Here is a 20,559-nt window from a genome sequence, read left to right as displayed (position 1 = left end):
CGCGAGTATGGCACAAGAGTGGACAGCAGTGGATCATCTCGGCCGGCCGCGTATCGGGCGGCTGCCGGAGCGGCTGGCAGAATCGACGGGTGACGAAGACCGGCCAGGGTGGTAGCCGAATTCGGGCGCGGTCGATGCGACCCGTCGAGATCGCGCAGGCCGCGGTGATGGCGGCGCTGTGCGCAGCGACGGCGATCATCGCGGTCGTCGTGCCCTTTGCCGGTGGATTGGCGCTGCTCGGGACGGTGCCGATGGGCCTGCTGGCCTACCGCCACCGGTTTCGGGTGTTGACCGCCGCCACGGTGGCCGCCGCAACCATCGCGTTCCTGATCGCGGGGATGGGCGGCTTCATGACGGTGGTGAACTGTGCCTACATCGGCGGGTTGACCGGCGTCATCAAGCGTCACCGCCGCGGCCTGCCGACCGTGGTCGTGGCCTCGGCGGTGGCCGGCGGAATCTTCGGAGCCGCCGCCGTGGCGGCGTTGACCGTCCTGTCGCGGCTGCGCCACCTGATCTTCGATGCGATCACCGCCAATGTGCACGGCGTCGCCGCCGCGATGGACAAGGTCCCGCTGCCGGAATTCCAGCGGGCCGCGGCGGACCTCACCGGCCTGCTCGGCGTGGTGCTGCGTTACTGGCAGTGGCTGTTGCTGGTGCAGTCGACGATCAGCGTGATGATCGTCTCGCTGCTCGGCTGGTGGGCGCTGTCGCGGGTGCTCGACCGGCTGCGCGGCGTTCCCGACGTGCACAAATTGGACCTGCCGGCCGAGAGTGGGCCGGTAGCGCCGGTCCCGGTGCGGCTGAATCAGGTGCGCTTCCGCTATCCGCAGACCAGCCACGACGCCCTGGGGCCGGTGAGCCTGGAAGTCCAAGCGGGCGAACACGTCGCGGTCACCGGGGCCAACGGCTCGGGCAAGACCACCCTGATGCTGCTGCTGGCCGGGCGTGCTCCCACCGCAGGCACCGTTGAGCGCCCCGGAGCGGTCGGGCTGGGCGCGCCCGGCGGCACCGCAGTCGTGATGCAGCATCCCGAGAGCCAGGTGCTGGGCACCCGGGTCGCCGACGACGTGGTGTGGGGCCTGCCCGCGGGGGCCACCACCGATATCGACCGGCTCCTCGGCGAGGTCGGTCTGAGCGGTTTCGCCGAGCGCGACACCGGCGGGTTGTCCGGCGGTGAGCTGCAGCGCCTGGCGGTGGCCGCGGCCCTGGCCCGCGAACCGGCACTGCTGATCGCCGACGAGGTCACCAGCATGGTCGACCCGAAGGGGCGTGAAGTCCTGCTGGGGGTGCTCTCGGGGCTGGCGGGCTCTTCCGAACGGCGCTGCACGTCCCTGGTGCACATCACCCACTACAACGATGAGGTCGGCAGCGCCGACCGGGTCATCGATCTATCCGGCTCGCGCGACAACACCGCCATGGTGGAGACGGCCGAGGTTCCTGTCGCGGCGTCCGGTGGCGCCATCGCCGGGCGCAGTGGCCGCCCGGTGCTCGAACTGGCCGGTGTCGGACACGAATACGGCAGCGGCACCCCATGGGCCAAGACCGCGCTGCGTGACATCAGTTTCACCGTCGACGACGGCGACGGCCTGCTGATCCACGGCGGCAACGGCTCCGGCAAGTCGACGTTGGCCTGGGTCATGGCCGGCCTGACCACGCCCACCACCGGCCGCTGCCTGCTCGGCGGGCGACCGGCCGACGAACAGGTGGGGGCGGTGGCTCTGTCGTTCCAGGCGGCCCGGCTGCAGCTGATGCGCAGCCACGTGGGCTTGGAGGTGGCGTCGGCCGCCGGCTTCTCACCACACGACCACGCCCGTGTCAGCGCCGCGCTGGCGGCCGTCGGTTTGGACGCGGCGCTGGCCGGCCGGCGCATCGACCAACTCAGTGGCGGTCAGATGCGCCGACTGGTGCTGGCGGGCCTGTTGGCCCGCTCGCCGCGGGCCCTAATCCTCGACGAACCGCTCGCCGGCCTGGACGCCACCAGCCGGCTGGGGCTGCTGCGGCTGCTGGAGGGCCTGCGGCGCGAGACCGGCCTGACCGTGGTGGTCATCTCGCATGACTTCGCCGGGCTGGGCGAACTGTGTCCCAGGACCCTGCACCTGCAAGACGGTGTGCTGGTGGCGGCACCGGCGGGTGCGGCATGACCGGGGAGGCACGCCGAAACCCACGCCGAAACCCACGCCCGGTGGTGCTGCTGCGCCCGGTGCCCGGCACCTCCGTCGTGCACCGGTTGTGGGCGGGGACCAAACTGCTCGTCGTCTTCGGCATCTCGGTACTGCTGACCTTCTATCCGGGCTGGGTGACGATCGGTGCGGTGGGCCTGTTGGTGTTCACCGCGGCCCGGGTTGCCCGCATACCGCGAGGCGCCCTGCCGTCGGTGCCGCGCTGGCTGTGGGTGTTGCTGGTGGTCGGCGGTGCCACCGCCGCCATGGCCGGCGGCGAACCGGCCGGTCTGGGCGGACTGTTGAATTTCCTGCGGATCACCGCGCTGTCGATCGTGCTGCTGGGCTTGGGCGCGATGGTGTCGTGGACCACCAACGTCGCCGAAATCGCGCCCGCGGTAGCCACACTCGGCCGGCCATTGCGGCTGCTGCGCATTCCGGTCGACGAGTGGGCCGTTGCGCTGGCGTTGGCGCTGCGTGCCTTCCCGATGCTCATCGATGAGTTCAGGGTGCTCTACGCCGCGCGTGGGCTGCGTCCCAAGACGCGGCCGCGGACCCGCCGGGAACGTCGGCGCCGCTGGGCCCGTGAGGCGATCGACCTGATCACCGCGGCCATCACCGTCACGCTGCGCCGGGCAGACGAGATGGGCGATGCGATCACCGCTCGCGGTGGCATCGGCCAGATCTCGGCATCGCCGGCGCGGCCGAAGCTGGCCGATGCGGTGGCGCTGGCACTGGTCACCCTGACGTGCGGTGCGTCGCTGGCCCTCGAGCTGACGGTGCTGACAACCGCGGGGTGAGTCTTCCGCCTCCCGCCACCCGCTTCCTGCCTGCTTCCCACCGCGAGATTGCACTCACGCAGGCTTTCCGGCTGTGTTTCCTGCATGGTTGCAATCTCGGCGAGTTGTCGGTGCCCACGAGCATGCTCGCCGGGCATGAAGGCATTTCTCGGCAGCGAAGCGGTCGCCGAAGGCACGGTCTCCCGGCATCGGTTGGGGCGGTGCCGACGGATCTTTCCGGACGTCTACCTCCCCGCAGGCCAGGCTGTCCCCACGCTGCGGGACCGAATCGAAGGCACCTGGCTCTGGTCGCGGCGCCGCGGGGTCATCGCCGGCGTGGCGGCATCGGCACTGCACGGAGCGCGCTGGGTCGACGACGACGTGGTGATCGAGATGCTGCTGTGTAATGGTCGGCCGCCGAGGGGAGTAACGACGCGAAATGAGACGTTCGCCGATGACGAGGTGACTGTTGTGCGGGGCATCCGGGTCACCAAGCCTGCCCGCACCGCTTTCGATTTGGGGCGCCACCTGCCGCGGGGGCAGGCGCTGGCCCGGCTGGACGCCCTGATGCGGGCGACGCCGTTCGCAGTCGAGCGTGTTCTGGCGCTCGCCGATCGGTATCCCGGGGCCAGGGGATTGCAGCAGCTTCGGGAACTGCTGCCACTGGTCGACGGCGGTGCGGCATCACTGAGAGAGAGTGGGTTGCGGCTGCTGCTCATCGACGAGGGATTCCCGATCCCGACGACGCAGATCCCCGTTCACATCAACTTCCAGTTGTTCGCCATGCTCGATATGGGGTGGGAAGAGTTTCGCGTCGCTGCCGAGTACGACGGGGATCAGCACCGCACCGACCGCCGTGAATACGTCCGTGGTGAACGCCGTCAGCGCAAGCTGCCGCAGCTCGGCTGGCTCAGCGTCAAGGTGATCGCCGAAGACCGGCCCGACGACGTGATCGACCGCGTCGATCGCGCGTTGCGGTCCCGAGGTTGGCGGGGCACCCTCACCCCGAGATTGCACTCACGCAGGTGATTTCGCGAATTTTCCTGCAGGGTTGCAATCTCGGAGTTGTTACGGAGGCCGTTACCGGGCGGCTGCGGTGTTGGCGGCGTCTTGAGCCCGGCGCAGCGTGGCGGCGACGTCGGTGCGATCCAGAAACATTTCGTCGAAATAGGGTTTGATCGCCTGGTTGCCGGCCGGAAATCCCGCGAACCCGCCGGGAGCCGGGATGCGCGGTCCGTCCAGTACGGCGAAGAACGGGGTGACGTCGACGCCGCGGCGCGCCCAGTAATCGAAGTAAACGTGTTGCGCGCTGAGCACGGCGGGGATCGCCGCCCCCTGGCGGCCCAGGTATTCGTTTCCCTGATGGCTGCCGAGCCAGGCCAACACGTCTCGCACCGCCTGCGGGTGCGGGGAGGCGGCGTTGCCGGCGGCGGCGATGCCGTTGGTGACACTGACCCGGCCGGCCGGTCCGGCCGGCAGCATCGCGACCCCCCAATTGAACGCGGCCTGCTCGGCTACGGCGGCCAGGTTGTAGGTGCCGGACTGGAACAGCGCCATCTTCCCGGCCAGGAACTGGTTGCGGGAGAAGTCACCGTTGGTGTTGGTGTCGGAGGCCGGCGGTGCCACGTGATCTTCGTTGATCAGCCGAACCAGGTATTCGAATGCGGCCACGGCCGCGGGGTTGTCGAAAGCGAACTGGTCGTCGCGCTGGAACATTCCGCCGGCTGACCCGATGTAGTTCAGGTAGATGCCCTGCGGATCGTTGGCGGCGTTGTAGCCCCACTGCCGGATGCGGCGCGGGTCGAAACCCGGTGTGCCCGCGTTGCGCCCGGCAGTGTCGCGGGTGAGCTCGGCCAGCACCGGCCGCAGCGTGTCACTGCCGCCGCGCGGATCCCAGCGCAGCCGCACCAACCGGGCGGGGTCGACTCCGGCAGTTCTCAGCAGATCCGCGTTGTAGTACAGCGCGATACCGGCGTCGGTGAGCTGCGGTACCCCCCACAGCGTCCCGCCCCGGGTGAACTGGCTGACCACGGACGGCTCCCAATCCGCGCCGGTTCCATCAATTTTCAGCAGCCGCCCAGTGTCGGCGTAGCCGGCCAGATAGGCGTCGGAGAGCCAGAAGATGTCGTCGGCGCCGCCGCCGGCCACGTCGGTGCGCAGCGTGTCGAAATACGTCGCATAGGACACCACGTTGGCGCGTACCTCGATATCGGGGTGAGCGCGGTGGAACGCGGCGAACGACTGCCGATAAGCGGCCGCGACCTGCTCGTCCCACAGTCGCACCGTCACCACCGTCTTGGCGCCGGCCGAGCGGGTTGAGGCGTGATCGAGCAGCACCGCCGTCACACCGAACAGCGCGGCCAATAACACCACCGCGATCGCGAACAGGGTCGAGAACCGCGGCCGGTTCATTTGATCCCCGTCACGACGATCGAGGCCACTATCCGGCGCTGGAACGCCACGAACAACACGATCAGCGGGATCATCGCCACCGTGGTGGCCGCCATCACCAGCGTCCACTGCGCGTTGTAGCGGGACTGCAGGGCGGCGGTCGCCACCGTCAGCACGCGCCACTTGTCGCCGCTGGTGATCACCAGCGGCCACATGAAGTTGTTCCACTGCGAGACGACGGTGATCAGTCCGAGGGTGACCAGGATCGGCCGACTGGCCGGCACCATCACGTGCACGATCACATCCAGGGTGTTCGCACCGTCGAGCCGCGCGGCGTTGACCAGGTCATCGGGGACGGAACGAAAGTACTGGCGCAACAGGAAGATCGCATACGGGGAGCCGAACACGAACGGTAACACCAACGCCCAGAACGTATTCCTCAGACCCAACTGCGCCATCATCAGATACAACGGCACTACCGTCACCGTGGCCGGCACCATCAAGGTCGCGACGTAGAGCCAGAACAGCTTGTCGCGGCCCGGGAATTCCAGCCGGGCGAACGCGTAGGCGGCCAGCACCGAAAAGCTCAGCTGCCCGAGCACGATCACCGCCGTCATCAGAGTGGTGACCGCAGCTGCGCGGCCGAACCCGGCACCGCCCAGATCACGAAAGTTGTCCAGGGTCGGCGGGTTCGGCCATGCCAGCGGGGTGCCGGTGGCGAACTGGTGGGCCGGAGTGAACGACGTCAACAGTCCCAGGCCGAACGGCGCCAACGTGATCAACGCGCCGAGTGTCAGCAGGGCGTAGATGACGGCGTTACGTGAGGTCATAGCTGACCCGCCGTCCCAACGACAGCTGCTGCACCACCGTGACACCGACCAGCACCGTGAACAGCACCAGTGCCATCACCGCTGCGCGTCCGATCGCCGCCGCCCCGAACGCCTCGTCGTAGATGCGGTGTGCGATCAGGTCGGTGCGGCCTGCCGGCCCGCCCCCGGTCAACGCATAGACGGTGTCGAACACCTGCGCCGCGCTGACCACTCCGGTGACCAGCACGAAGAACATGGTGGGCCGCAGCATCGGCAACGTGACCCGCCAGAACCGCTGCCAGCCGTTCGCTCCGTCGATGCGGGCCGCCGACAGCACCTGGGCGGGAATGGCCAGAATGCCGGCCAGGAAGAACAGCGCGACGTAGCCGACGTTGGTCCACACCACCACCGCCGCGGTCACCGGCAGCGCCAGCCCGGGATCGGTCAACCATTCGATGCGATGCCCGAGCACAGTGCTCACCGCGCCGTCGGTGGGGCTCAGGATCCACCGCCACAGCACCGCGATCGCCAGCGGCGCGCAGATCCACGGCAGCACGTAGATGGTTCGAAAAGCGCCGCTGCCGGGTAGTTCGCGGGCCAGTAGCACCGCCACCGCGAGGCCCAGGGCGGTTTGGACGGGTACGACGATCACCACGAAAAGCACCGTCACCGCAAGCGAATTACCGAACACCGGGTCGGTCAGCACCGATCGCCAGTTCTCTGCACCCACGTAGCTGATCGGTCCCAACAGATCCCAGCGGTGCAGACTCAGCCATACCACCACCAGCATCGGCAACAGCAGGAACGCGACCACCCCGAATAGGCTTGGGGCCAGCAACGCGTAGGCCAGGGAAGTGGAGCGGCGCGGCGAGTCTGCCATGCAGGTATTAAAACCGCTCGATACCGTGGACGGGTGACACCGAACCGGGGGATCGATGCCGAATTTCTGGCGCTGCCCCGCCACGAGCTGGCCGATGCCGCGCTCTCGGCGGCCAGAGCGGCCGGTGCCGAGCACGCCGACCTGCGAATTCACCGGATCGCCACCGAGGTCGTCCGGCTGCGTGACGGCGAACTGGAGACCGCGGTGGTCAACCGCGAACTGGGCTTTGCGGTGCGGGTGATCGTCGGCGGCACCTGGGGCTTCGCTTCGCATGCCGAACTGGCGCCGGGCGTCGCGGCCGACACCGCCCGCCGGGCGGTGCAGGTGGCCAAGACGCTGAGCACCCTCAACGCCGAACGCGTCGAGTTGGCGACCGAACCGGTCTACCGCGACGCCAGCTGGGTGTCGCAGTATGCGATCGACCCGTTCGCAGTGCCCACCGCCGACAAGATCGACGTGCTGGAGGACTACTCCGGGCGGTTGCTGGCCTCCAAAAAGGGAGGGGCCGGGGTGGACCATGTGTCCGCTTCCGTTACCGCGGTCAAGGAGCAGACCTTCTACGCCGACACGTTCGGCTCGTCGATCACCCAACAGCGGGTGCGGGTGATGCCCGTCTGCGAAGCGGTCACGGTGGGCCCGGAGGGCTTTGACTCGATGCGCACGCTGGCGCCACCCACCGCGCGCGGTTGGGAGGCCGTGGCCGGCGACGAGGTGTGGGACTGGTCAGACGAGCTGCGGCAGCTGCCGGTGCTGCTCGCCGAGAAGATGAAGGCCCCCAGCGTGGCCGCCGGCCCGACCGACCTGGTGATCGACCCGACCAATCTGTGGTTGACGATTCACGAATCCATCGGGCACGCAACCGAATACGACCGCGCCATCGGCTACGAGGCGGCCTATGCCGGCACCTCGTTCGCCACCCCGGACAAGCTCGGCACGATGCGCTACGGGTCGCCGGTGATGAATGTGACCGCCGACCGCACCGTGCCCTACGGGCTGGCCAGCATCGGCTACGACGACGAGGGGGTGGCCGCCCAGAGCTGGGACCTGGTGCGCGACGGGGTGTTCGTCGGCTATCAACTGGACCGGGTGTTCGCGCCCCGGTTGGGCCAGACCCGCTCCAACGGGTGTTCTTACGCCGACTCGCCGCACCATGTCCCGATCCAGCGGATGGCCAACGTGTCGCTGCAGCCGGGTGCCGAAAACGTGAGCACCGCCGACCTGATCGCCCGGGTGGACGACGGCATCTATATCGTCGGGGACCGATCGTGGTCGATCGACATGCAGCGCTACAACTTCCAGTTCACCGGGCAGCGGTTCTTCCGGATCCGCGACGGCCGGCTCGACGGGCAGCTGCGTGACGTCGCCTACCAGGCGACCACCACCGACTTCTGGAACGCGATGGAGGCCGTCGGCGGTGCCTCGACGTGGCGGCTGGGCGGGGCGTTCAACTGCGGCAAAGCCCAACCCGGTCAGGTGGCCGCGGTCAGCCACGGCTGCCCGTCGGCGCTGTTCCGTGGGATCAATGTGCTCAACACACGGGCTGAAGGGGGCCGGGAATGATTCCCGCGCAACAGGTTATCGACACCGCGCTGGCCGCGGCCACCGGCGCCGACACCGAGACCATCGTGCTGGTCACCGATAAGGCCGAGGCGTCGTTGCGGTGGGCGGGCAACTCCATGACCACCAACGGGGTGTCCAGCAGCCGGACCACCACGGTGGTCACCATCGTCCGCGACGACGAGGGGCCCCGCGTCGGTTCGCTGTGTTCGGCCGAGGTGGATCCGGCATTGATCCCGGAACTGGTGGCGGCCTCGCAGGAGGCGGCCGCCGGTGCGCCGGAAGCCCGCGACGCCGCCGAGCTGGTAGCCGGCACCGGGGCGCCCGACGACTGGGACGCCGACGTGCCGGGAACCGGCGCCGAGGTGTTCGCCGAGCTGGCGGCCGGTTTGAGCCGTGGCTTTCGGGGCGCCGACCAGCTGTACGGCTTCGCGCGCCACGAGGTGTCGACGACGTTCCTGGCGTCGTCGGCCGGGCTGCGGCGGCGCTTCACCCAGCCCACCGGGACGGTCGAGATCAACGCCAAACGTGACGGTGCGAGCGCCTGGGCGGGGATCAGCAGCCCGGACTTCGTTGATGTGCGATGCGATTCGCTGCTGGAGCAGTTGTCGACCCGGCTCGGTTGGGCGGCGCGCACCGTCGAGCTGCCGGCCGGTCGCTATGAGACGTTGATGCCGCCGTCCACGGTGGCCGACATGATGATCTACCTGGGCTGGACGATGAGCGGCCGCGGCGCCCAGGAGGGCCGCACCGCGCTCTCGGCGCCCGGCGGCGGCACCCGGGTAGGCGAGCGGCTCACCGAGTTGCCGTTAACGCTGTACTCCGACCCGCACGCGTTCGAACTCGAGTGTGCGCCCTTCGTGGCCACCGGTGCCTCATCGGAGACGGCGTCGGTGTTCGACAACGGCCTGGACATCGGCTGCGTGGACTGGATCCGCGGCGGGGTGATCAACGCACTGGTCTACCCGCGCGCCGCCGCCGCGGAGTTCGGCGCCCCGGTCGCGCTGGCCGCCGACAACCTGTTGATGACGGGCGGTTCGGCCAGCATGGCGGAGATGATCGCCTCCACCGAGCGCGGGCTGCTGCTGACCACGCTGTGGTACATCCGCGAGGTCGACCCGACCACCCTGCTGTTGACCGGGCTGACCCGCGACGGGGTCTACCTGGTCGAGGACGGCCAAGTGCGCGCGGCGGTGAACAATTTCCGGTTCAACGAGAGCCCGCTGGATCTGCTGCGCCGCGCCACCCAGGCCGGTATCGCCGAGCCGACCCTGCCGCGGGAATGGGGTGACTGGGCGACTCGGGCGGTGATGCCGTCACTGCGGATTCCCGACTTCCACATGTCATCGGTGAGTCAGGCGCAGTGATTCAGCCCTCGTCGGGGCGGATCGCGATGACGGCACAGCGGATCGGTGCGCCGGATCGTTCGATGCGTGCGTCGCTGGTGAGCAGCGGACACCGGTGGCGTTCGGCACTGGCGACGTAGACGGCGTCTGGGTAGCGCAACGCGGCTTGGGCCAGCTCCCAGGCGCGCCGGACGTCGTCCCAGGGCGTGCCCTCAATGGCAATCTCCAACGCGGCAGCGTCAAGTAGCGCTTGTTCGATCTGGTCGGGCTGCAGCGGATGGGATGGTCGGTGTGCTGCCGCCACCAGTCCGGACAGGATTTCGACTGCCAGATGTCCGGGTGCGAGCAGCGGTTCTGAGGCGGGGTGGTCGGCGAGCGCTTGGCGGGCCGCTTGGCCTCGGGGGCCGGAGTCGGTGACGGCGTCGATGACGACCGACGCGTCGACGATCACGTTGGACGACTCAACTGTGCGCCACGGTCGGCATGGGCTTCATCGATGGCGTCGAGCACGGCTGCCCGGTCTTGTTCGGCGACAGCAGGCTGCTGCGCCAGGCGTGCCGCAGTGCGGTTCAGAGCAGCCCTGCGGCGAAGATGCGCCGCCTGGGCGTGCATCGTCTCAAGCAGATATGCCTGCAACGAAACGCCGCGCTCGGTGGCCGCTGACCGGATTTGATCCAGGTCGGCAACGGGAACATCGCGTATCAGTACATTAGGCATGCACCATGCTATCAATGATGATAGCAATTATGCAAGCGGCTAGTCCAACGCGGACGCAGCCCCCTTCGCGTTGATCTCGGCGTCGTGCGCGTGCACTGCCTCGAAGCGGGCGAGTGCGGCGTCGAGGTCTGCCTCGTTGAACAGCTCGGAACGATCGAACGAATCGCCGTCAAGGGTCATTAGCGTGACATCGCGCCATTCGGCGTCGAAGCCGTCTTGCGAAATCCCGCGTGCCACATGGGTAATTACCGCTCCGATGTCGCTGAGGCGATGCACCGCTGCGATGTACATCCTGGTGTCAGGGGAGTCGTCCCAGGCGGCCTGGAGATACGGAACCATGTCGCCGGGCTCGAAAGCTGCACCGCGACGGTGGTCGATGTTCACCCAATCCGGCGTCGTCGGGGCGATCTCGTGTCGGTTCAGAGCGGCGTAGGCGCCCATGACGATTGACCAGGTGTGCGCGTGGGCGGCCGCTTCGCCGGCGAGGTAGCGGGCGTCGAGCTCCGCGACGGCGGCGTCGAAATCTTCGGGATCAAAAGTCACGGTGTGGTTCATCAGGCCGTCGGCGCCGACTTCCACGACACTCAACAGGTCGACGGTGACCGCCTGATCGGGATCATCGCTGTCGCGGTAGCTCCTGCGGGTCAGGGCCAGGCGAGACCCTCTGGTCGCGATGGGCCGGATCTCCATCCGCCAACTGCCGGGTGTCGTCTCCAACGTGACAGCAACGACTTTCTGTACTTCTGCACCCTCATGTGTGTCGCGCAGGCCTTTTCGTCGGTCGTCAAGTCGGCTGTCCGCGCTCGTGAGCGCGAACAGCGCAGCCCCGTCACGACGGTTGTATGCGTCGGCTGCGTGTGCGCAGGCCCGGGTCGCGGCGTTCTCCAGTTGCCGCGTTTGCGCGCTGAGTTCGTCGAACCGAGCCAGCGCGGCATCGAGGTCTGCCTCGTCGAAGATTTCGCAGCGATTGATCCGGTCGCCTTCGACGGTCAGCAGTTGGATCTGTCGCCACTCGGCGTCGAAGCCTTCTTGCGAGGTCCCAGATGACGTATGGGTGATCACCGCTCCGAAATTGTTCAACCGGTGCACGGTCTCGATGTGCATGCTGAAGTCCGGTGTGAGTTCCCGCCACGCGCGGATGACGGCGGTTACGTCGCCGGTCGCAAACGGCGTGCTCCGCCGGTGGTCGACGTTGATCCAGTCTGCTGCCGGGAGTTCGTGCCGGTTGTATGCGGCGTAGATCTGGGCGATCACCGACCACGTGTGTGCGAACGCGGCGGCTTCACCAGCGAGATACCGTGTCTCGAGTTCGCCGAAGGCGGCATCGATGTCATCGGGGTCGTACGCGACGCGTGCCAGGATCCGTTTGTCGGCGTTGGTTTCGACGACAATGAGCAGCTCGATGCGGAACCCTCCAGCTTGGTGGTCTTCGTCCGAGATACACGTCCGGCAGAGGACAAGGCGTTCACCTCGAGTCGCGAGGACCATCGATGTACTTCTCGTCGCGTCGATGTCGGCGAAGGCCTGCATGTTCGCGATTTCGCCGTCCCGACCGCGCTGGATTTCGGCGTTGACGACCCGTCGATGGTCGTAGACAGACGTGTCGACGGTCAGTAGCTCCGCCATGGCGTCCCAGTCGCGGGTAGCGAAATATGCCCGGAAGTGCTCGTACGCTTGGCTCGCCGCGTTTTCCAGCCGACGTACCGGCGCACTGAGTTGGTCAAACCGGGCGAGTGCGGCGTCGAGGTCTGACCCGTCGAATACCTCAGTGCGGTTGATTTTCTCGCCGTTGACCGTGAAGACCGCGACGCCGCGCCACTCGGCGGCAAGCCCCTCATGCGAGGTCTCCCGCGCCATGTACGTGACGACCGCTCCCATGCCACTCAGTCGATGCACCTGCTCGACGTAGATATCGATGTCTTGCTCGGTATCCCACCCGCCTTGGATGTATGCGGTCACATCACCCGGCCCGAAGGCTGTCTCCCTTCGGTGGTCGGCATTGACACAATCCGGCGTGGTCAACGGCAGCTCATGCCGGTTGAGTGCTGCGTAGCTAGCTGCAACGGTTGACCAGACATCCGAATGGGCCGCCGCCTCCCCGGCGAGATACCGGATATCAAGCTCCTCGATGGCGGTATCGAAGTCATCGATATCGAATATGACGCGTGCTACCACCTGTGCGTTGGTATCGATCTCGACCACGTCGAGGAGATCGGAGCGGAATGCATCGGGTCGCCGGCCCCCCTCGGAGGCACGTCCACGGCACAAGACGAGATGTTCTCCACGGGTCGCGATGACGTCTGACGTGAGGATCAGCCCGGCTTCGGCGATTGCTGCAACTTCGGCGACGATGGCGTCTCTGCCCTGTCGGTGGCCGGCATTGACCACCGGACGACGATCCATGGAGGAACAGTCTTCGGCCAGGATCTCTGCCAGCGCGGCCCAGTCGCGGGCAGCGTAATGCGCCAGGATGCGCTGGTAGACGTGCGCGGCCGCATTCTCCAGCCGCGGTACTGGCCTTCCGAGCTGATCGAACCTCGCGAGCGCGGCGTCGAGGTCTGCCTCATCGAACAGCTCGCAGCGGTTGACCAGGTCGCCGTCGAAGGTAGCAACGATGACTTCCCGCCACTCGGCGTCGAAGCCGCGGTCTGACGTCCCACGCGCTGCCTGGGTGAACACCGCGCCGCGTGCGCTGAGCCGGTGCACCGCCTCGATGTAGACGACGAAGTTCTGCGCGTCGTCCCATGAAGAGCGGAGGTACGCGGCCAGGTGACCGGTCTCAATGGTCGCGAGTCGGCGGTGATCGATGTTGACGCAGTCCGGCGTCAGTTGGAGTTGTTTCCTGTTCGCCGCGGCGTACGTCTGTGTCAGGGCTGACCACGTCTGTGCATAGGTCGCGGCCTCGCCGGCGAGGTAGCGGGTGTCGAGTTCGGCGATGGCGGCCTCGAAGTCATCGGCCTCGAATATGACGTGTGCCACGACCTGTTCGTCGGCGTCGATTTCGGCCACGTCGAGGAAATCGCCGTGGAAGTCATCGGGGGGCTGGCCCGCCGAGGCTCGGCCATGACTCAATGCGAGGCGTTCTCCACGGGTCGCGATGGTGTCTAGCGCGAAGGTCACCCCGAGCTCGGCCAGTGCCCTGTTTCCTGCGGTGACGGCGTCTCTGCCTCGTCGGAGACCGGCATTGGCCACTCGACGACGATCGTCTTCGACGATGTTCTGCGCGAATGTCTTTGACAACGCGTCCCAGTCGCGAGCGGCGTAATGCGCCAGGTTGCGCCGGTATACGCGCGCGGCCGCGTTTTCCAGCCGCGCTGGCACGCGTTCGCCCTCCAACCGGGCATACGCGGCATCGAGTTCGGCGATCGCGGCATCCATGTCGTCGACGTCGAACCAGATCTGCAATGTGACGCGGCCCTCCTCATCGATGCCGTACAGCTGGAGCAGCTCGTCCTGGGGCGCCCCGGGACGCGCGTCGGGAATGGTCGTGATCATGTGGGATAAAGCGAGCCGCTCACCTCGTGCGGCGATCATGGCGTGGTCGATTTGCGCTCCCGCCTCGAGTTCACGCCGCATTACCAGTCGCACCGCGTCAGATGGCAGCGAAAGGCCGACGACTTTCCGGCGACTCTCGACGACGAGGTCGGGCGCGAAAAGTCGCTCGAACTCGTCCCAGGCTTTCCGATGAATAGCAGCCATCACGTGTTCGCCCACTCGCACGGCAGCGGTGTCCAATTCGACTGCTGGCTCTTCGGGCCGATCCGCGGCGGGTGGCGGGACGCGCTCTCCCAGCGCCAGCCGCGCTTTCTCGGCAAGTGCCGCCGCCCCTTTCCGCTCGTATAGGTCCACCGCCTGCTCGGCGGCGCCCCGTGCTCCCGCCTCGTCGCCGGCAGCGCCCAACACCGTTGCCAGCGAAAGGCACGCGTCGCCGTGATCGACCAGGCCGTCGGTGCGCTCGGCCAGGCCGACCGCAGCCTCCGCGACCTGCCGGGCTTCGGCGTGCTCGCCGCGACGCGCCAACAGCAGTGCCCGAAGCGTGCGCCAGGCGATCGACGCCTTCAACGCGTGCCCGGCCAGACGCTCACTCTCCGAACACAACTCCGCGGCCTCGGCATCCCGTTCGAGCGCGAGACACGCACGGCCCAGCAGCGCCGCGGTCTCGGCGGTGTCGGCGTCCAGGCCCATGCGGCGAAAACCACGGTAGGCCTGACGCAGATAAGGCTCGGCCGCCTCGGGATCGCCGACGACCAACTCGACGATCCCGGCGAACTGCTCAACCTCGAGCAGCGCATGGCGCAAGCCCAGTTCGGTGACGGTGCGCCGTGCCGAGTCGATCATCCGCCGCGCTGCCTCAGCGCGGCCCCGAAAGGCCTCCAACACGGCCTGGCACCGCGTCGATGTGGCTTCGACCGCGGGGGCGTCCGTGGTGATCCGCAGCAGCCGCACCACGTCCAGGCACCGTCCGCCCGCCCGCGGGACCGGGTTGGGGCCCCACAGTGCCGCCAGCGGGGCACCCGCCAGCACGGCGTTGACCCGGCGGTGGTCACCGGCGCGCCGCGCGGCGGTGAGGGCGTCGTCCAAAGCGATCTCGCAGTCGCCGATGCGACCGAGGCGGGCAAGGCACCCGGCACGCACGGTGTGCGCCTTGGCTTCGCCTGCGGCGTCGGCAACTTGAGCCAGCGTGCCGGCGGCGGCCCCCACGGCGGCCTCAACGCTGTCCAGCCGTTCCGGGTGGGTCAGCATCGAGAGCTGGCCATTGAAGCACGTTGCCCACGCTGCCAGACGGGCCGAATCGACTGTGGCTGCCTGCAATTGCGCGATCGCTCCGGCCGCCGACGCCACATCGCCCGCGGCCAGCAGCGCTTCGCAGCGCGCGATCAGCAGCTCCGCGGCCTGCTCGTCCCGGTCGGGAAGTTCGTCGTCGATCTCCTCCAGTGCGTGCAGGGCGTGGTCGTACAGATCGGCGGCACCCTCATAGGCCAGGCGGGCCATCGCCTGGTCCGCGGCACGCCGGCAGTAACCAACGGCCTTGGCCGCATTGCCCGCCCAGGCGCATTCGAAGTAGTGATACGCCAGTTCCGCGAGCAGGTCGTCGTCCGCACCCGGCTGGGCCTCCAACGTCGCGGCGATGCGCTGGTGCAGCCGCATGCGACGCACCGACGCCAGCTCGGCAAGCAGCGACTGTCGGACGATCGCGTGGTTGAACCGGTAACGCCCGCCGGGTTCTTCGACGACGATGCCGGCCTGGCGCGCCTCATCGAACGCGTCGATGAGATCCTGGTCGACCACCCGCTCGACAAGTTCCAACGCGAAGTGACTGCCGACCACCGCGGCCGCGGCAAGAGCCTTGTTCGTCTCCGCCGGAAGCCGGGACAGCCGGCGGCTCACGGCTTCACGAACACCCTGCGGCAAGGTACTCGGATCCCAGACGCCGCCGCTTTCGGCGACATGGCGCAGCGCTTCGATCAGGAAGAACGGGTTGCCGCCGGTGACCGACGCCAACGCCCGTGCGAGTTCTTCGTCATCGTGTCCGGCCTCGGTGACATAAGCGGTCACGTCGTCTTCGTCGAGGCCGCCCAGCGCGAGGCGATCGGCGGTGCCGTCCCGGTGCAGATCGGCGAGCATCGCCGCCAGCGGGTGGGAGCGGTCGAGGTCGGTGCTGCGGTACGTCGCGACGACCTGCACCCGGGTGTGGTCACCGAAGCGCAGTAGATGCCGCAGCAACAGCAGCGTGGGTTTGGCCGCCCAGTGCAGGTCGTCGAGAACCAGGACCACCGGTGCGCTCGCGGCGGCCAGTTCCAACAGCGCGAGGACGGCGTCGAACAGTGCGTAACGTTCGGTGTCCGGGTCGGCACGGGGTGGCGTGACCAGGTCGGGCAGCACATCGATCAGCCCGGGAACCAGCGGAAGCAGTGCTTCGAGACCGCGCAGCCCCCGCAGCCGTTTGGCTTCGATGCATGGCACGAGCGAACGCAGCGCCTCGGCGAAAGGCTGATAGGGCGCGCCGAGATCCTCGTCGGATCGGCCATACAGCACCAAGGCGCCGTGCTCGTAGGCCTGTCGAGACCATTCCCCGGCCAAGCGGGTCTTTCCGATACCGGGTTCACCGGCGATCAGCACCGCGTGAACGCCAACGGTGAGCGTGGTCTGCCACGCCGACGCGAGGCGCTCCAATTCGCGGCCGCGCCCCACGAACGGCCCGGGTTCATGCGGCGGTCCCAGCTTCGCCTCTCCTTCGTCGAGCCTCGCTGAACCGCCGGGGCCGGTCAGTATCGCGGGAAGGTCGGGCCGCTGCAGCGGAGCATCGCTGGTCTCCGCGGGTCGCTCGGCGAGCTCCAGCCGGAGCTCGAAGACGTGTTCCGGGCGTGGCAGGTTGCGGAGCTGACGCATCCCGAGGTCGGCGAGCAGCACGTCGTCGGGCAGTGTGTCGATGACCAGTTCGGCAGTTGCGCCCGAGCACAGGATCTGGCCGCCGACGGCCAGCGAGCGCAGCCGGGCGGCGCGGTTGACCGCCCGGCCGAAGTAGTCGCCGTCGCGCAGCTCCACCTCGCCGGTGTGCAATGCGATCCGGATACGCATGGGCTCTTGCAGGGCCCAGGGCTCGTGGCGGATCGCGTCCTGCAGTTCCAGCGCGGCGGCGGCCGCCGCTGATGGCCGTTCGAAGACCGAGAACGTGGCGTCGCCTTCACCGCGTGTCTTGATCAGCCGGCCGCCGCGGGACGTGACGACAAGTTCGGCGAGCTTGTCGTGTCGTGCCAAAGCAACAGCCATCGCGCCCGCATTGGCCTCCCACGCAGCAGTCGAGCCCTCGATGTCGGTCAGCAAAAAGGTCACCGCGCGTGTCACCGACGAGGGGGGCTGTGCCACCGGGTATTCCAGCGCCGTGTCCTGAGCGACGATGGCGGCCTCAAGGCGGCGGAGTTCCGGGCCGGGGTCGACGCCGAGCTCGTCGGCCAGCAGCGACCGCGCCCGCTGATAGGCGCCCAGCGCCTCACCCTGTCGGCCGGCGCGGTAGAGGGCGAGCATGAGCTGGGACCATCGCCGCTCCCGCAGCGGTGCGTCGGCAACCGCGGCCTCGAGCTCGCCGATGATTTCTGCGGCCCGGCCGGCGGCGAGCAGCGCGTCGGCACGGTCCTCGACCAGCGCGGCATGGCCTTCGATCCAGCGTGTCTTCTCGGACAGCCCTCGGCGCGAATCGGGCAGCTCGGGAGTTCCGCGCCACAGCGTCAGCGCCTCTTCGAAGCAGGCCACCGCTTGCGTGGTGTCGCCGATGGCCACGGCATCCCGGCCCGCCTTGGTGGCGAGCTTGTAACGCGAGGCGTCGACCTCGGTCGTGCTGAGAATCCAGCCGGTGCCTTCGGTCAGCACGAAGCCGTCGCCCAGCGCCCGACGCAGTGCGGAGATGTGGGTCTGCAGGGCCTTGGCGGCGGTGCGCGGTGGCCCGTCGCCCCAGAGGAGATCGATCAATGTCTCGGCCGCCACGACAGCACCGCCGTGCAGCCCGAGCATGCTGAGGATCGCACGCGGCTTGGCGCCCGGGATTGTGACCGAGGCGCCGTCCCGCCGGGCCTGGAGAGGTCCCAAAACCCCCAGCTCCACGGCTTGAATGGTAGTCACGTCAGCCATCGTCGGCGAGGCGATTCAACACCCGGTCAAGATCCGGTAAAGGCTCGGCCCGCCGTGGCGCGCCACGAGGCCATCGGTAAAATTCGGCACTTATGAGCGAGCGTGTTGAACAGCTGGAATTTCAGGCCGAGGCCCGTCAACTGCTGGATCTGATGATCCACTCGGTCTACTCCAATAAAGACGCGTTCCTGCGGGAACTGATATCCAACGCCTCCGATGCGCTCGACAAGCTCCGGCTCGAGGCATTCCGCAACAAGGATCTCGACGTCGACACCTCCGACCTGCACATCGAGATCGAGGTGGACAAGGCGGCCCGCACGCTGACCGTCCGCGACAACGGGGTCGGCATGTCGCGCGAGGAGGTGGTGGACCTGATCGGCACCTTGGCCCGCTCCGGCACCGCCGAGCTGCGCCAGCAGCTCCGGGAGGCGCAGGACGCGAAAAACGCAGCGGCTTCGGAGGAACTGATCGGGCAGTTCGGAATCGGGTTCTACTCGGTGTTCATGGTCGCCGACCGGGTTGAGATGCTCACCCACAAGGCCGGCCAGAGCGAAGCCATCCGGTGGGAATCCACCGGTGATGGCAGCTACACCATCGAGTCGGTTCAGGATGCCCCGCAGGGAACCTCCATCACCTTGCACCTCAAGCCCGAAGACGCCGAGGACCAGCTGCCCGACTACACCGCGGAGTGGACGATCCGGGGTCTGGTCAAGAAGTACTCCGACTTCATCGCCTGGCCGATTCGCATGCAGGTCGAGCGCCGCACCCCGCCGACCGAAGAAGGCGGAGAAGAGACGGTCACAGTGGAGACCGAGACGCTGAACTCCATGCAGGCGCTGTGGGCGCGGTCCAAAGACGAAGTCGCGCAAGAGGAGTACAACGAATTCTACAAACACGTCGCGCACGCCTGGGACGACCCGCTCGAGGTCATCGCGATGAAGGCCGAGGGCACTTTCGAATATCAGGCGCTACTGTTCATCCCGTCGCACGCCCCGTTCGACCTGTTCAACCGGGACGCCCAGGTTGGTGTGCAGCTCTACGTCAAACGAGTGTTCATCATGGGCGACTGCGACCAGCTGATGCCCGAGTACCTGCGTTTCGTCAAAGGCGTGGTCGACGCGGCCGACATGTCGCTCAACGTGTCCCGGGAGATCCTGCAGCAGGACCGCCAGATCAACGCGATCCGGCGGCGGCTGACCAAGAAGGTGCTGTCCACCATCAAAGAACTGCAGTCCCAGCGGCCCGAGGACTACCGCACCTTCTGGACCGAGTTCGGCCGCGTCGTCAAGGAAGGACTGCTCTCCGACTTCGACAACCAGGAGACGCTGCTGGCGATCAGCTCGTTCGCCTCGACGCACAGCGAGTCCGAGCCGACCACGCTGGCCGAGTACGTCGGACGTATGAAGGACGGCCAGGAGCAGATCTTCTACGCCACCGGCGAGTCGGGTCAGCAGCTGCTGAAATCGCCGCACCTGGAGGCGTTCAAGGCCAAGGGCTATGAGGTGCTGCTGCTGACCGATCCGGTTGACGAACTCTGGGTGAACACCGTCGCCGAGTTCGACGGCAAGCCGTTGCAGTCGACGGCCAAAGGCGAGGTGGACCTGGACTCCGAGGAGGACAAGACCGCCCACGAGGAGCAGCGCAAGGAGCAGGAAAAAGAGTTCGCCGACCTGATCGGCTGGCTGCAGCAGACCCTGACCGAGCACGTCAAAGAGGTGCGGTTGTCCACTCGGCTGACCGAATCACCGGCCTGTCTGATCACCGACACCTTCGAGATGACCCCGGCCTTGGCGCGTATCTACCGCGCCAACGGGCAGGAGGTGCCGGTCGGTAAGCGGATCCTCGAACTCAACCCGGCCCATCCGCTGGTGACCGGTCTGCGCCAGGCGCACGGTGAGCGCGGCGAAGATGCCGGGTTGGCCGACACCGCGGAATTGCTCTACGGGACAGCGCTGTTGGCCGAGGGCGGGGCGCTGGAGGATCCGGCGCGGTTCGCCCAGCTGCTCGCGCAACGGTTGGCCAGCACCATCTGAGCTCAACCGGCGGCGGACCGGACGCAAGCGGGCGCCTGAGCGCGTATACAGGTCGCCTCCCCCCGTGATTGGGAGTCATATCCGATAGCGGGCGGCCGGTTCGCCAGGAACGCTGGTGCCAGGTAGAAGGAGATTTCTTCCAGGCCGGTGACATTTTCGAAGAAGGGACGTCGAACTGAGCGGCGGCAAGGCCGCCACACGATCCGGTCCGGTAGAGCCAGCGTTGGTCGCTCAGCTCTCTGAACTCCAAACGCGGGGTGAG

General features: G+C 67.7%; 12 protein-coding genes. 6 read left to right on the top strand and 6 right to left on the bottom strand.

The annotated features are described in order from the left end of the window. Positions 1-134: 134 nt before the first annotated feature. The 3 genes from G6N19_RS01490 (at position 135) to G6N19_RS01480 (ending at position 3,967) form a co-directional block, all read left to right on the top strand. Complete coding sequence (locus G6N19_RS01490) at positions 135-2,141, top strand: DUF2232 domain-containing protein (protein WP_193466277.1); 2,007 nt, start codon at positions 135-137, stop codon at positions 2,139-2,141. Continuing rightward, complete coding sequence (locus G6N19_RS01485; RefSeq protein ID WP_041317639.1) at positions 2,138-2,959, top strand: energy-coupling factor transporter transmembrane component T family protein; 822 nt, start codon at positions 2,138-2,140, stop codon at positions 2,957-2,959. Before G6N19_RS01490 ends, G6N19_RS01485 begins: the two co-directional genes overlap by 4 nt. Before the next feature lie 135 nt (positions 2,960-3,094). Continuing rightward, the gene (locus G6N19_RS01480; protein WP_013828524.1) at positions 3,095-3,967 is read left to right on the top strand and encodes a hypothetical protein; all 873 of its coding nucleotides are present in this window, start codon (positions 3,095-3,097) and stop codon (positions 3,965-3,967) included. Positions 3,968-4,018: 51 nt separating this feature from the next. Here G6N19_RS01480 and G6N19_RS01475 read toward each other — a convergent pair whose 3' ends face one another. The 3 genes from G6N19_RS01475 to G6N19_RS01465 are packed head-to-tail and all read right to left on the bottom strand — an operon-like array spanning position 4,019 to position 7,018. Then, positions 4,019-5,350, bottom strand: a complete 1,332-nt coding sequence (locus G6N19_RS01475) for an ABC transporter substrate-binding protein (protein ID WP_193465640.1) — start codon at positions 5,348-5,350, stop codon at positions 4,019-4,021. Beyond that, the gene (locus G6N19_RS01470; protein WP_013828526.1) at positions 5,347-6,159 is read right to left on the bottom strand and encodes a carbohydrate ABC transporter permease; all 813 of its coding nucleotides are present in this window, start codon (positions 6,157-6,159) and stop codon (positions 5,347-5,349) included. The genes G6N19_RS01475 and G6N19_RS01470 overlap by 4 nt, the downstream gene beginning before the upstream one ends. After that, a complete protein-coding gene (locus tag G6N19_RS01465; RefSeq protein ID WP_041317642.1) occupies positions 6,146-7,018 on the bottom strand; it encodes a carbohydrate ABC transporter permease in 873 nt (290 codons plus the stop codon). Before G6N19_RS01465 ends, G6N19_RS01470 begins: the two co-directional genes overlap by 14 nt. A gap of 33 nt (positions 7,019-7,051) precedes the next feature. On the opposite strand from G6N19_RS01465, the gene G6N19_RS01460 reads away from it, so the two are divergent. Continuing rightward, on the top strand, positions 7,052-8,578 hold the full coding sequence (locus tag G6N19_RS01460; protein ID WP_193465639.1) for a TldD/PmbA family protein: 1,527 nt from the start codon (positions 7,052-7,054) through the stop codon (positions 8,576-8,578). Continuing rightward, entirely contained in the window at positions 8,575-9,942 is a 1,368-nt protein-coding gene (locus G6N19_RS01455; protein ID WP_193465638.1) for a metallopeptidase TldD-related protein, read from the top strand. Before G6N19_RS01460 ends, G6N19_RS01455 begins: the two co-directional genes overlap by 4 nt. A 1-nt stretch (position 9,943) precedes the next feature. Here G6N19_RS01455 and G6N19_RS01450 read toward each other — a convergent pair whose 3' ends face one another. Genes G6N19_RS01450 through G6N19_RS01440 form a run of 3 tightly spaced genes read right to left on the bottom strand, consistent with a single transcriptional unit; the run spans position 9,944 to position 18,237 of the window. Beyond that, entirely contained in the window at positions 9,944-10,372 is a 429-nt protein-coding gene (locus G6N19_RS01450; protein ID WP_013828530.1) for a type II toxin-antitoxin system VapC family toxin, read from the bottom strand. Continuing rightward, positions 10,369-10,638 (bottom strand): antitoxin, encoded by a 270-nt coding sequence (locus G6N19_RS01445; RefSeq protein WP_193465637.1) that lies wholly within the window; start codon positions 10,636-10,638, stop codon positions 10,369-10,371. Before G6N19_RS01445 ends, G6N19_RS01450 begins: the two co-directional genes overlap by 4 nt. 39 nt (positions 10,639-10,677) lie before the next feature. Then, positions 10,678-18,237 (bottom strand): BTAD domain-containing putative transcriptional regulator, encoded by a 7,560-nt coding sequence (locus G6N19_RS01440; RefSeq protein ID WP_232062481.1) that lies wholly within the window; start codon positions 18,235-18,237, stop codon positions 10,678-10,680. Between the two features lie 119 nt (positions 18,238-18,356). Between G6N19_RS01440 and htpG the strand changes: the two genes are divergently transcribed. After that, the gene (gene htpG / locus G6N19_RS01435) at positions 18,357-20,297 is read left to right on the top strand and encodes a molecular chaperone HtpG (protein WP_013828532.1); all 1,941 of its coding nucleotides are present in this window, start codon (positions 18,357-18,359) and stop codon (positions 20,295-20,297) included. Positions 20,298-20,559 lie beyond the last annotated feature (262 nt).

The sequence above is a fragment of the Mycobacterium novum genome, assembly GCF_010726505.1.
Taxonomy (GTDB): domain Bacteria; phylum Actinomycetota; class Actinomycetes; order Mycobacteriales; family Mycobacteriaceae; genus Mycobacterium; species Mycobacterium algericum.
Note: the sequence above shows the minus strand (reverse complement) of the source record. Positions and strands in the feature narration are given on the sequence as shown.